The 11,927-nt window shown below is 60.0% G+C and carries 13 protein-coding genes; 4 read left to right on the top strand and 9 right to left on the bottom strand.

Annotated elements, in window-relative coordinates; genetic code table 11:
* Positions 1-103 precede the first annotated feature (103 nt).
* The 4 genes from FBAL_RS07650 (at position 104) to FBAL_RS19545 (ending at position 2,871) form a co-directional block, all read left to right on the top strand.
* Entirely contained in the window at positions 104-1,300 is a 1,197-nt protein-coding gene (locus tag FBAL_RS07650) for a sensor histidine kinase (RefSeq protein ID WP_013345014.1), read from the top strand.
* Positions 1,297-1,842 (top strand): response regulator transcription factor, encoded by a 546-nt coding sequence (locus FBAL_RS07645; RefSeq protein WP_013345013.1) that lies wholly within the window; start codon positions 1,297-1,299, stop codon positions 1,840-1,842. The genes FBAL_RS07650 and FBAL_RS07645 overlap by 4 nt, the downstream gene beginning before the upstream one ends.
* Positions 1,843-1,984: 142 nt before the next feature.
* Positions 1,985-2,272: a hypothetical protein gene (locus FBAL_RS07640; RefSeq protein WP_013345012.1), complete on the top strand. Its 288-nt coding sequence runs from the start codon at positions 1,985-1,987 to the stop codon at positions 2,270-2,272.
* 62 nt (positions 2,273-2,334) lie between these two features.
* The gene (locus tag FBAL_RS19545) at positions 2,335-2,871 is read left to right on the top strand and encodes a GNAT family N-acetyltransferase (protein ID WP_013345011.1); all 537 of its coding nucleotides are present in this window, start codon (positions 2,335-2,337) and stop codon (positions 2,869-2,871) included.
* Here FBAL_RS19545 and FBAL_RS07630 read toward each other — a convergent pair.
* From FBAL_RS07630 to FBAL_RS07595, 9 genes are all read right to left on the bottom strand, one after another.
* The gene (locus FBAL_RS07630) at positions 2,868-3,212 is read right to left on the bottom strand and encodes an antibiotic biosynthesis monooxygenase family protein (protein WP_013345010.1); all 345 of its coding nucleotides are present in this window, start codon (positions 3,210-3,212) and stop codon (positions 2,868-2,870) included. The genes FBAL_RS19545 and FBAL_RS07630 overlap by 4 nt on opposite strands.
* 203 nt (positions 3,213-3,415) lie before the next feature.
* Positions 3,416-4,387 carry a formate dehydrogenase subunit gamma gene (locus tag FBAL_RS07625; protein WP_013345009.1) on the bottom strand — a complete coding sequence of 324 codons (972 nt, stop codon included), beginning with the start codon at positions 4,385-4,387 and terminating at the stop codon, positions 3,416-3,418.
* Between the two features lie 50 nt (positions 4,388-4,437).
* Positions 4,438-5,028, bottom strand: a complete 591-nt coding sequence (locus tag FBAL_RS07620; protein ID WP_013345008.1) for a TorD/DmsD family molecular chaperone — start codon at positions 5,026-5,028, stop codon at positions 4,438-4,440.
* Positions 5,028-5,576: a 4Fe-4S dicluster domain-containing protein gene (locus FBAL_RS07615; RefSeq protein WP_013345007.1), complete on the bottom strand. Its 549-nt coding sequence runs from the start codon at positions 5,574-5,576 to the stop codon at positions 5,028-5,030. Before FBAL_RS07615 ends, FBAL_RS07620 begins: the two co-directional genes overlap by 1 nt.
* An 11-nt stretch (positions 5,577-5,587) precedes the next feature.
* Positions 5,588-7,789, bottom strand: a complete 2,202-nt coding sequence (locus FBAL_RS07610; protein ID WP_041251590.1) for a molybdopterin-dependent oxidoreductase — start codon at positions 7,787-7,789, stop codon at positions 5,588-5,590.
* A gap of 116 nt (positions 7,790-7,905) precedes the next feature.
* Positions 7,906-9,369 carry a disulfide bond formation protein B gene (locus FBAL_RS07605; protein ID WP_013345005.1) on the bottom strand — a complete coding sequence of 488 codons (1,464 nt, stop codon included), beginning with the start codon at positions 9,367-9,369 and terminating at the stop codon, positions 7,906-7,908.
* A gap of 12 nt (positions 9,370-9,381) precedes the next feature.
* Positions 9,382-9,549: a hypothetical protein gene (locus FBAL_RS20430; protein ID WP_013345004.1), complete on the bottom strand. Its 168-nt coding sequence runs from the start codon at positions 9,547-9,549 to the stop codon at positions 9,382-9,384.
* A 91-nt stretch (positions 9,550-9,640) separates the two neighbouring features.
* Positions 9,641-10,603, bottom strand: a complete 963-nt coding sequence (locus tag FBAL_RS07600) for a LysR family transcriptional regulator (protein ID WP_013345003.1) — start codon at positions 10,601-10,603, stop codon at positions 9,641-9,643.
* Between the two features lie 414 nt (positions 10,604-11,017).
* Positions 11,018-11,845, bottom strand: coding sequence for a hypothetical protein (locus FBAL_RS07595; protein ID WP_013345002.1), 828 nt, complete (start codon positions 11,843-11,845; stop codon positions 11,018-11,020).
* Positions 11,846-11,927: the final 82 nt, after the last annotated feature.

The following is an 11,927-nucleotide window of genomic DNA, read 5'->3' as shown; positions in this document are numbered from 1 at the left end:
CAAATCTATGAATTTGGGGCACCGACTTGCTAACCGGGTAGCGTTTTTGCCTATTGGCTTTTGTTATGCTGCGGCGGATCACCCTCAACAGGATGTAACAAGGATGCTTCCCTACCGCCCGCAAACCCAACTGTGGTGGCTGCGCGGTCTCGGCCTGATTCTTAAGGTCGGACTGGTGGCCGGTACCGGCCCGCTGCTTGGCCTGACCCTCGATTTCCCGCCGCTCATCGCCATTATGATGATCGAGGCACTGTTTCTCGGCGTGACCACCCTCCCGATGGGTCAGCGCCTGCCGCTGTTTGCCCAACTGGTGGTGGACACGCTGTTGTGGGCGCTCTGGCTGCACTTCTCCGGCGGTGCCACCAACGCCTTTGTCACCCTGTTGTTGATGCCGGTGGCGATCTCAGCGGTGATGCTGCCGCTGCGCCACGCGCTCTGCATCGCGGCGCTGGCCTGCCTCAGTTACAGCCTGATGATGCTGTCGATGCCCCATGATGCCCATATGCACGACAGCCAGATGGCGGCGCACTTCCTCGGCATGTGGCTGAACTTCCTGCTCAGCTGCGCCGTACTGCTGGGCGCCGTCGCGGTGATGGCCCGACGCCGCCGGGAGCAGGAGCAGGAGCTGGCCCGTCTGCGGGAATCCCAGCTGCGCCAGGAGCACCTGCTGGCACTGGGCACCGCTTCCGCTCAGCTGGCTCACCAGCTGGCCACCCCGCTATCCACCCTGACACTGCTGCACGAAGAGGCGCTGGAACAGCATCCGGACAGTCCGCTGCTGCCACAGATGAGCGGCCCCCTGTCGCTGTGCCAGCAAAGCCTCAACGGCCTGCGCCAGACCAGCGAAAAACTGCGCAGCGACTCCCCCGAGCCGCAATCGCTGGAAGCGCTGCTCAGCGGCCTGAAAACCCAGCTGCAACTGCTGCTGCCGCAGATCGAACTGGACGTCAGCCCGTGCTCACATAACCCCTGGCTCAGTGGCGACCCGGCGCTGCAGCCGGCTCTGTTGTCACTGGCCTACAACGGCGCTCAGGCCAGCCTGCGCAAAGGCAGCGACAAACTGGCGCTGCAGGTGTCGATGGAAGCGGAAGGGATCATTCTGGTGTTCCGTGACTGGGGGCCGGGGCTGGGGCCGATGAAAGAGAAGCTGGGGCGGGAACGGGTTGAAAGCCGCTCCCTTGGGGTGGGCCTGCTGCTGAGTCACGCCACCTTTGAGCGCCTCGGCGGCTCACTGCGTCTGAGCAACCATCGTGAGGGGGGCGCCGAAGCCCGCATCTGCCTGCCGGAGGTGGCACGATGAGCGCCCAACGCGTCCTGATCATTGAGGACGACCCGCTGCTGGGCCCGGTGCTGGCCCGGCGACTGAACCAGCACGGCTATGACACCCGCTGGGTCAACAACAAAACCGACGCCCTGCTGGACGCCCGCCAGTGGCGTCCCAGCCACCTGCTGTTGGACATGAACCTGGGGGAGGACAATGGCCTGGCGCTGATCGCGCCGCTGCGCGCCACCCTGCCCCAGGCCCAACTGGTGCTGCTGACCGGCTACGCCAGCGTCAGCACTGCGGTCGATGCCATGCGGCTGGGGGCCAACCACTATTTGGCCAAGCCGGTGGATACCGCCACCCTGCTCAGCGCCCTGACCGACGCGCCAGTGGCCCTGAGCGAGTGCGCTGACGACACGCCAATCAACCCGAAACGGCTGGAGTGGGAGCACCTGCAACAGGCTCTTCGCCAGCATGACGGTAACGTCTCCGCCACCGCCCGCGCCCTTGGTATGCACCGCCGAACGCTTCAGCGCAAACTGCAGAAAAAACCGTTGGCGGACGACGCCCTCGCCTGACGCCAGCTGGACCTCCCGACGTGATAACGGGAGGTCCGGATCCCGTCACACTCCAATCTGTCATCGCGCCCAAGGGGATCGCTTAACCTGTTACCGCGGCCAGGGATAGGGCCAGATAACCGGTGAGCACAAGGAGCGTGGCATGACCGCACTTTACGAACAGATGGTGTATCGACCAACACAGGGATCCGCCGTCCCGCAATCGGGCAGCTTATTGGTCAGCGCGGATGGCGTGGTGTTTTACGGCCAGCACAAGGTGATCAACCTCGATGCCATCCGCCACTTCACTCTGGACAATCAGGGCTGGCTCCACATTGAGTACGGCGACAATCGCCAGGCCAGTTTCTTTGATGGCAGCTGGCGCGGCCGGGTTCAGCGCCTGACCCGCCTGCCCGCTCTGGTGCGTTCGCTGCATCAGCATCGCCGTTAACCCTTGCAAACGGCATCGCGGCGGTCACACTGTCTGGAAATGGCCTGCAGTGAGATCGCCCCATGTTCCCCCACTTCGATACCCAACGCCTTAGTGCTCGTCCCATCACCCTGCAATCGGACAGCGTCGATACGCTGGCGCAAGACACCCTGGCATTGCTAACGCCGGCGGTGCAGGACACCCTGCCCGGCCATTGGCCGGCAGTCACCAATGTGTCAGAGGCACAATCGTGGCTGCAGGCACGAACCGAAGAGTCGATGCTGTTGGCGGTGCGCCGCCTCAGTGACGGGCAGTTGGTGGGATTTCTGATCCTGAGTCCGACGGTACTGGTGCAGGTGGGCACCAGCTGGCACCTGGGCTACCTGTTGGGCGAGGCCCACTGGCGACAAGGGCTGGCCAGTGAACTGGTGCAGGGTTTGATGGCGTGGTGCCAGCAACATCAGCAGGTGGCCTGCCTGCGCGCCGGTGTCTCCAAAGATCACCCGTCATCAGCACGAGTGCTGCAAAAATGTGGGTTCAGCGAGATTGCGCTGCCCGAGGGGCCTGAGGGGGTGCAGTTCTATGAATATCACTTCCACACCCCAGCCGGAGCCAACTAATCCAGCATCGACCGTGAATCCAGCGGCGCCTGCTCACGCTGCTGGTGGGTGTAATCCCGACACACTTCGGCGACCCGAATGCGGTAGGACTCAAACAGCTGGTTTTTGCCTTCGCTTTGGGCGAAACGGTGGGCCATATCGTTGCGCCAGGCCTGCACCGACCCGGCGTCCTGCCAGAAAGACAGGCTCAGTAGCTTACGCTCGTCCGCCAGGCTCTGAAAACGCTCAATCGACAGGCACCCCTGGTATTCGGCCAACTGCGCTTTCAATTGCGCGGCCAACTGCAGATACGCCGCTTTCCCCGCATCACTGGGGGTCACCTCGAAAATCACTGCCAACATCGCGTGCTACCTCCTTGAATCTCAGCCGCTATCCGGCCGTTGCGGTCCGCTATATCAGCGCGACTGGCCTTCGTGACACAAGCACTTTTGGCAGCAAATCCGTAACTTGAGAGCCACTTCACGACGCCCGCTTTACCGCTGTTGAAGTAAGCGGCAAAAATGAAAAAACCCCGCCGAAGCGGGGTTTGCCTTTCCTGGGAGACTCAGGAACGGCTCAGCTTGTCGTACCACAGGTTGTGGTGCTGCTTGGCCCAGTTTTCATCACACTGGCCGGACACCATGCACTCCATGCCGCCTTCCGACATGATGGTGGCCATAAAGATGTGCACCACCGAGAAGGCACCCACAATCAGTGCCCCCACCAGGTGCAGCACCAGAGCGAGGTTAGCCGCGTCTTTGGTGCTGACCAGAGACGGGAACATCATCACCAGGCCGGTACCAATCAGGATCAGGCCGAACAGGGTGAAGCACCAGAACCACAGCTTCTCACCGGCGTTAGCAAAACCCGCGTCCGGGTGCTTGCCTTTGAAGCTGCCGAAGTTCAGGTAGCCACCGCAGGATTTAAACCAGGCCAGGTCGCAGGCTTCCGGCATCTGCTTCGGGGCCCATTTCACCATCATCACCAGCGCACCGACGATAAAGGGGAAGGCCAGGAAGTTGTGCCACGCCACCATGGCGTTGACCAGGCCCTGCCAGCGCGCCTCCATCATCAACGGGTCGAGATAGAAGCGGCCCGCCGCCATCACCAGACCAGTGAGGATCAGGCCCATACAGGCGATGGCGCCGATCCAGTGCACGGCCACATCGGTTTTGGACCAGCGCGGCACCAGCTTGCCGGAGAAGCCGTGGGTCAGCTTGGCTTTGCCGTTGATCATCACAAACAGGGCAAACAGCACCGCCACACCGAACACGCCAAACAGCAGCAGGTCGGCATTGAACTGGGCATTGCCCAGGGTATCCAGGCCGGTCAGTTCGGCCTGGTTGACGGTCCAGCTGGATGCCGGCAGTACGTGGTCAGCGGCGATGCCGCGGATCTCGGGAATGTCACCCTGCACCACTTCGTGGGTTACCGGGCTCCAGAGTTGCGGCTGCGGCGCTTCAGCTTGCTGCGCGACGGCCCCAAAGGTGGCTCCGGCCAGCAACAGGGCCGGGAGTATGCCAAATCGAATTTTCATGATTCGTCCTTTTAACAACGTGCATTGCGCGGGGGGATTGCCCCCCGGCATCAATGGGTCATCTGTGACTGAACGTAGTGATTAAGTGCGACGCCATAGAGGCGCCAGAACGGCTCGCGGGCATGGGCCACCATCTTGTCGGCGAAATCGCCGCACCACAGTCCCAGGTGCTCGGTCAGGAATTGACGAGCCAGCTGGTCGAGCTCTTCCGCGATCTCGTCGCGTCCGGCACGGCGATGCTCGCTGGCCAGCGCAGACGCGCAGTAGAGGAACTCCAACTCGTTGCCGATGTAGTCGGCCGGCTCGTTAAAGCGCGGCTCGATGGTCAGGCCGAGTTGCTGGTAGTAAGCGTGTACGTCGACAGTGTGGTGGCTGTTCAGCACCGATTTGCCACTGCGATAGACCGACTCATAAGGCGGCACAGTCAGGCGGTAGGGCCCGATGCACATGCGGTTAAAGTCGTACTCCAGTCGCTGTGGCTCGGGCCGCAGCGTGCGGGCCTCCGCCAGCAATTCGGGGTAAAGGCCGCTCTGCTCCAGCACCGCGATTAACGCGTCCAGGTTTTTTGCCAGTCCCGGCTGGAACACCATGTCTTTAAAGGCCTGGTAATGGGCGGCCTGCGCCCCGAATGGCAGAGACATCAGACGCGCTCCTTAATGATCACCATGTTCGGTTTGGTCAGGTTGTCGCGGTAGCCAACGCCGGTTTTGCTGGCGTGAGTGTTGCTTTTCAGCAACTGGCTGACGTTGTCGGTGGTCAGACAGCCGACGGTGCAGCCGGTGACACAGGCCGGTTGCTGGCCCTGGTCAATCAGCTCAACACACATGTTGCACTTGGCGGCACGACCGTCGCGGGGGTCCACGGCGATGGCGTCGTAAGGGCAGGCGCTGACACACAGGCCACAGCTGGTGCAGCGCTCGCGGTCCAGTACCACCAGGCCGTCATCACGGGTGGTGAAGGCGCCCGCGGGGCAGACCATCAGGCAGGCCGGGTTGCCGCAGTGCATGCAGGAGTGGGTCAGCCAGACGTCAATCTCGTCATCACCACGCTTCACTTCGTAACGGTCGACCTTGCGGAAACGCACGTTCTCCGGCAGTTCGTTGTGGATCTGGCAGGCGATGGTGCATGCCTGGCAGCCTACGCAGTTTTCCTGGCGGAACACGAAGCCCCGTTGCAGTTGGTTGTCCATGTTGTCTCTCCTCAGACTTTAGCCAGGGCCACACGGGTGGAGTGGTAGGCGGAGCAGCCGCCCATGTCGGTCAGTTTGTCGGTGGTCAGCGAGTTGGTGCAGCCGTTCTTACCGTTCGGGTTGAGACGGATCCAGTTGCACTTCGGCGCCATCAGGGTGCCTTCGCCGACGCCGGTGGTGACCATGGCGACAAAGGTCGCCTCGCCGCGGTGGTTGGAGAGGGTGATCTGATCGTTATCCTTCACCCCGTGCTTGGCCGCGTCGTTGGGGTGGATCTTGACGTAGTAGGCCGGGATGTTGCGGATGTACTGAACGTTGTAGAAGGAGCTGTTGACGCGCTGTGGTACGCCACTGGAGAGCAGACGGAAAGGCAGCTCGCGCTCTTTCGGCTCCATCTCCTCTTCGGGCAGGCCCCAATCCAGTACCGGGTGGAATCCGGCGTCGGCCATCATCTGGCTGCTGAATTCGATCTTGCCGCTGGGGGTGTCGTACTTGCCATCCGCCAGAATCGGCTGCGGGATGTCGAGCTTCACGAACTTCTCTTTCATCAGGCGCTCGTAGGTTACGCCCTTGTAATCCGGAGAGTCGGTATCCAGCAGTTCACGGATGATGTCGTCGTTGCTGGCCTGGAAGGCTTCATCTTCAAAGCCCATGGCCTGGCCCAGTTCGCGGAAGAAGGTCCAGTTGCACTTGGACTCGCCCAGGGGCTCAATCACCTTCTCACACACCTGGGTGTAGTAGCCGTGGTAATCGCCGACGATGTCGGAGGTTTCGAACTGGCTGGCGGCCGGAACGATGATGTCGCAGTAGTCGAGACTGTCGGTCATCACCATGTCGTGGCCGACCACAAACAGGTCTTCACGCTTCATGCCCTCGATCACCGCGTTGGTGTCCGGGGCCACCACCACCGGGTTGCCGTTGTAGATGATCATCGCGTGGATCGGCTTGGACGGCTTGTCATGGCTGGTGGGATGGGTGGGGTGAATGGCCTTGGCCAGTTCGGTCATGTTGATGCGTTGCGCGTCTTTGTTCTTGCGCATGTACTTGCCGCTGGCCAGGTACTGATTGAGGCCACCACCGGCTTGCACGTTGTCGTAGATCAGACCGTTACCGCGCTTACCGAAGTTGCCGGTGACCGCCAGAAGCATCGCTACGGCACGGGACATGCGGGCGCCGTTGTAGTTGCGCTGGAAGCCATAACCCATACGCAGCAGGGTTTTCTCGTTTTCGCCCAGAACGCGGGCAAACTCGAACATCTTGGCGCGCGGTACGCCGGTGATGCGCTCGATGTCGTCGTAGCTCAGTTCATTGAGGCGTTCCAGCAGGGCGTCGTAACCGATGGTCTGCTCGGCGATGAACTTATGATCCACCAGATCATGCTCAACCAGGTACTTCATGATGCCGGCGGCCAGCTGCACGTCGGTGCTGGGCTTGGGCTGCAGGTACACGTCAGCCTGAGAACAGAGCGGGGTGCGCTGGGGGTTCACCGCCAGCAGCTTGGTGCCGCGGTCGCGGGCTTTGTTGATCAGTTTGATGGCGATGGCGTTGGACACCACCTCATCGTGGCCCCAGGTCACGTAGACGTCGGAGAGCATGATGTCTTCCGGGTCCGGACCGAGGAAGGTGCCGTAGAGGGATTCGAGGCCGTCGTAAGCGGCGTAGGTGCACACTTTGCGCTCGAGGATGGAGGAGCCGATGCGGTTCCAGAAGCGCTCACCGGAGGCGCTCATGCCGATGGCGCCGTAGTTGCCGGAGTAGCTGTAAGGCAGGATGGCTTCGGAGCCGTGCTCGTCAATCACCTGTTGCAGGCGGCTGCTGATCTTGGCGTAAGCCTCTTCCCAGCTGATGCGGCGCCATTTGCCCTCGCCTTTCTTACCGGCTCGCTCCATCGGATGGAGAATGCGGTCCGGGGCGTAGGTGTACTGCACGTAGCTCTGTCCCTTCAGGCAGGGTGCAGTACCGGTTTTGGCTTGCTCCTCAGCGCCGGTCACGTAGGTCATACGGCCGTCCTGCACCCGGAACTTGAGCAGGCAGCGGGCAGCGCAGTTACGCAGGCAGCTGTGGTACTTGATGGTGCCATTACGCTTGGCCAGAAGGCCAGGATGCGCGCCGGCGGATTGGGCGTTCGCGACCCCAGGAACCAGACCGGAGAGGCCGGCAAACACTGTGGTTGCGCCTATTCCCTGCAGGAAGTTGCGTCTGTTCAGTTTCATCATCTCACTACCGGTGTTGTTGTTATCACATTGCTCTTGTGTACCGGACCATCGGGGCGGGCTCGGGGGATGAGATCCGAGGACTCCCGTTCCGATGGTCCGGTGAACGTGTCCGACTACAGCTCGAAGCGGTAGAGGGTGTTGACGCCGTTGTCGAAGGCAACGGTCATCAGGTTGTTGCCGACCTTAACCAGTCCCTGAGGGTTGGCCGGGGTCGCAAGGCGGATGCCGTGGTCAATGGCGCCGGTTTCGGTGTTCATCATCAGCACCTCGCCAGCGGAACCGCTCAGCAGGAAGCTGTGGGGACCATCAATGGCGTAACCGGTCAGCATCGGCAGGTTGGCCATCCAGCGGTCCTGCTTGTCACCCAGGTTGAAGTTGGCTTCGGCGCTGAGGGTCATGTCTTCCAGAGCGAAACGGGAGGCCACCAGGTTGTCACCGCGCTCGTTAGCGGCAGTCACGGTCACCAGTTGCTCTGCGTCTTTGTCGTAAGCCAGCGCAGCGGCGTAGCTCAGCTTGGCGCGAACGGTGGCGAACTGGCCGCGTTCGGACTCACCGATGCCATCGGTGCTTTCGTTAAAGCGGCGGTAGTTCACTTCCCAGGTCTGGTCCGGTTGCAGCACCAGCTTGGCAAACGCTTTGTTGTCACCCAGTACCACCAGTTCGTTTTCGGAGGTAAAGGCCACACCGGCCAGCGGGCTGATGTGAATCATGTACATGCCGTCGATCTTGGCTTGAGTCAGGATGCGGCTGAGGCTGTTGTCGAGGATGTAGACCCACATGTCGCTGGTCACTACGGCGTAGCGCTGGCTGACCGGCTCATAGTCAATGGCGGTGATGCGGCTGCTGATGGCGGCCGGCAGTGCCTGCTGGGCGGAGACCGGCAGAGCGGCACCGTCAAACATCGGGCTGGTACGGTTAACCTGGTCGTAGCTCGGGTCGCTGATGGCATACGCGCCGCGGGCATCCGGGCCATAGGTCGGCCAGTGGTCCAGCTCCCAGCTCATGAATTTGGGGTTAAAGGAAACGCGGCCGGGGCTGTCCTGGCCAACGAACGGCGGCGGACCAGTCTGGGTAAAGGCCTGCACGATGTTGCCGGAGATGACGAACAGGAAGACGGACGCGACCACCTTCACCAGCGCCGGGTTGCCCGGAGTCTGGGTCGGCTTACCGGGGAAACGGTTACCGAGGAACATCATCAGCGCGGCCACAACCACCAGCACCACCACGAACACCAGCAACGCCCAGGTGTAGGTGTGCGCGCCCATGATCTTGACGGAGAAACCCTGGCCAATGTCGCTGCCGAGGTTGATGGAGGTGTGTACGGAGGCCATCCAGGCACCGTAGATGCCGAGCCACACCAGCGCACCGATGTATTTGGGTTTGAGGCCGAAGCGCACAATGTAGAGGGCGGTCAGTGCCACCAGGATCATGGCGGTCCGTTCCTGCCAGCAGAAGGCGCAGGGGTTATCCTTCATCAGGAAACCAAAGATAAAGCAGGCGATCCCCACCGGCAGGGCCATAATGACCACTGAGGCAAACGAGGCCAGCTTATTAAAAATTGCGTCACGGGCTTGCATGAGCGCTCCTCGTTAATAGTTGCCGATGGGCATCAAAATGCCCCAGGACATCATGATCCAGATAAACAAGCTCAGTCCCATACAGGCAAAGAGCAAACGGTCTGCCAGGGCCTCTTTTTCGGGCTTTTTCAGCACCAGATAGGCGGCGTAGGCAGCGATACAGAAGAGTAAGAATTCCACTGTGTACCTCAATTTTGGTTAAAGGGTTCCCGTGGCCCTGACAGAAGACAGGGCCAAAGTGCAAATTTTATTGTTACTACGGGGTGTTGATTTATTTCAGGGAAGCGAGTCTCCACTCCTTTTCTAATCCGTAGGTCAATTTCGATTTGACCCAATTAAACGAAGCTGAATTATTGATATCGCCGTAAAGGATATAGTTACCGATATCGCGATCGGTTCGACGGTATTCACGGATTTTCTTAGCCAGATGGTCCGGCAGTCGGACGTAATCGACGCCCTGGATCATGTCCACAAACTGGCGGGTGAATTGGTTGCAGCTGAGGGTGACGGCGTTGGATTGCGCCAGCAGGCGCATCGCGGTGGCGACGCTGTCGGTGTAGCCGGCCACCTCCATCTCAAAGCCCAGTTCCCGGCACAGGTTCACCAGCAGCGGACAGGTCAGGTCGTTGTAGTTGTCCAGCTCCAGCAGCGGATAGCGGCTGAGGGTGCTGAGGTCGACCTGGGCATCGAGAATGGGGTGCTCGCTGTTGGCCAGGATGTAGAGGTCACCGGTCTCGGAAAACATGTCCCAGTTCAGCCCTTTCCCCTCAAAGCCTTCGTACACCACCATAAAATCGATGTCGCCATTGGCCACTTCAGCGGTGCAGTCGTGGCTGAGGGTGCGAATTTCGAATTTCAGGTTGGGGGCTTCATTGAGGATGTGCTCATTCACCACCTTCTGAACCGCGTAGACAAACTCGTCATAGGCAAGAATGGTGAACTGGCCGCCGGACTCTTCCGGACTGAACACTGAGTGGTGTTGCTCAATCTGCTGGTACTGGTCCACTAGCTTCTTTACCAGCGGGATCAGTTGCTCGGTTTTGTCAGTGGGGATCAGGCCACAACTGCGGCGAACGAACAGCGCGTCTTTGAAGATGTCGCGCAACCCTTTCAGGGTCCGGCTGACGGATGAGGCGGTCATGCCCAGTTCGTTAGCGGCCTGATGGCCCTGGCCATGTTTGTATACCGCCATCAGCACTTTCAGCTGGCTGTAGCTGAGTTGGTCGAGTTTCATTACCGGGTTCCGTGGCGTTCGATTCAATTGAGCAGAATAATGCGCAAAGACTGTCGAACACACTCAAACACAGATCACACTATTGCCCGGGTAAAAGAAACAACTCCTTAAAATTTTGAAGGCACCCCTAACTTTCGCGTCGCGAAATTTATAACTTGAGACAATGAAAATGTACACGTGATCCAGCTCACTTCGCAGTACCACAACAAATGTGACAACGCTTTGCCATTATCTCCAATTCGAAATTTTTTGTTTCCCAGTTATGCATAACTGAATGGAACTCAGATTCCAATTCAATAAGAAAACGCATAGGGTGAAGTAATATTTTTCATTTCACCTTTCGTTATGCAATATACAAAAAAGCCCGGAACTCAGTCCGGGCTTTTTTTGAAACGATTTGTGCGAGCAAGGTGATTAGAAATCGCCACCGTAGTAAATCACCGGCTTGCCGCTGCGATGCAACTCTGCATGCAACTGAATCGACACCTCACCGTCAATGGTGCGGGCAACAATGTAACCCTGTACGTCGGTTTGCTCGTTGTGGTTAACGCAGCTGGCACCCACCAGTTCACCAATGTAACCGGCGTCGTTAACGCGACGGTGCAACTGCCCCATCAGGTGGCAGTCCGGCGAGGCAATGTTGCCGGCGCCACTGATGCCCTTAATGCTGGCCTCGACGCTGTAGTCCTGTGCGCCGAGGTGCTCAAACGCCAGCATCTGACGGTCCGCCACCACTTCGCCAGGCAGGATCAGTTCACGCTCCGGCTGGGCCCGCAGCCAGGTGCCACCAAATTGACTGTTCACGGTGTATTCCGCGATCACGCCCCACTGGGCGCGCATCAGTCGCTCCCAATCGATGGCATCACCCTCTTTGGTGAGGTAACGGATGCTCGCTTCCTGTGGCGCCTGATTCAGGTTGGTGGGCAACAGTTCGGTGACGAAGGCCTCTTCCCGCACGTGCTGGCCGTCAACAAAGCGCAGGACAAACTCAGTGCCATCGGCAGAGGGGATCATCAACGCGGGGCCAAGCATCGCCAGATCCGGCGCCACCCAATCCCCCTCCACATCTTCGATGGGATGACCCGGTACCGCCTCAATCGGGTTGTCCTTGTCCGGCTCAATCGGGGATTCCGGAGCCGGCATGATCGGATGTTCCGGTTCGGGGTACTGAGGGTCATCACTGCTGCATCCCATCAGGGCCAAGGCAGCAAAAGCGGGAAGCGCGAATTTCAGGGCGGTCATAACGATACTCCGGTCAAAGGAAATGGGGTATCGAGGCCCACTCCATTCGGCCCCGTGTTTGATCGGCGCACAGTGTGCCTAT

It is taken from the genome of Ferrimonas balearica DSM 9799, assembly GCF_000148645.1.
Lineage (GTDB): Bacteria > Pseudomonadota > Gammaproteobacteria > Enterobacterales > Shewanellaceae > Ferrimonas > Ferrimonas balearica.
This window is presented reverse-complemented; position numbering and strand designations above follow the sequence as displayed.

Bases quoted from the DNA above. Each gene is read 5' to 3' on its own strand.
- FBAL_RS07650 (WP_013345014.1), top strand. From the start codon at position 104: ATGCTTCCCTACCGCCCGCAAACCCAACTGTGGTGGCTGCGCGGTCTC.
- FBAL_RS07645 (WP_013345013.1), top strand. From the start codon at position 1,297: ATGAGCGCCCAACGCGTCCTGATCATTGAGGACGACCCGCTGCTGGGC.
- FBAL_RS07640 (WP_013345012.1), top strand. From the start codon at position 1,985: ATGACCGCACTTTACGAACAGATGGTGTATCGACCAACACAGGGATCC.
- FBAL_RS19545 (WP_013345011.1), top strand. From the start codon at position 2,335: ATGTTCCCCCACTTCGATACCCAACGCCTTAGTGCTCGTCCCATCACC.
- FBAL_RS07630 (WP_013345010.1), bottom strand. From the start codon at position 3,212: ATGTTGGCAGTGATTTTCGAGGTGACCCCCAGTGATGCGGGGAAAGCG.
- FBAL_RS07625 (WP_013345009.1), bottom strand. From the start codon at position 4,387: ATGAAAATTCGATTTGGCATACTCCCGGCCCTGTTGCTGGCCGGAGCC.
- FBAL_RS07620 (WP_013345008.1), bottom strand. From the start codon at position 5,028: ATGTCTCTGCCATTCGGGGCGCAGGCCGCCCATTACCAGGCCTTTAAA.
- FBAL_RS07615 (WP_013345007.1), bottom strand. From the start codon at position 5,576: ATGGACAACCAACTGCAACGGGGCTTCGTGTTCCGCCAGGAAAACTGC.
- FBAL_RS07610 (WP_041251590.1), bottom strand. From the start codon at position 7,789: ATGAAACTGAACAGACGCAACTTCCTGCAGGGAATAGGCGCAACCACA.
- FBAL_RS07605 (WP_013345005.1), bottom strand. From the start codon at position 9,369: ATGCAAGCCCGTGACGCAATTTTTAATAAGCTGGCCTCGTTTGCCTCA.
- FBAL_RS07600 (WP_013345003.1), bottom strand. From the start codon at position 10,603: ATGAAACTCGACCAACTCAGCTACAGCCAGCTGAAAGTGCTGATGGCG.
- FBAL_RS07595 (WP_013345002.1), bottom strand. From the start codon at position 11,845: ATGACCGCCCTGAAATTCGCGCTTCCCGCTTTTGCTGCCTTGGCCCTG.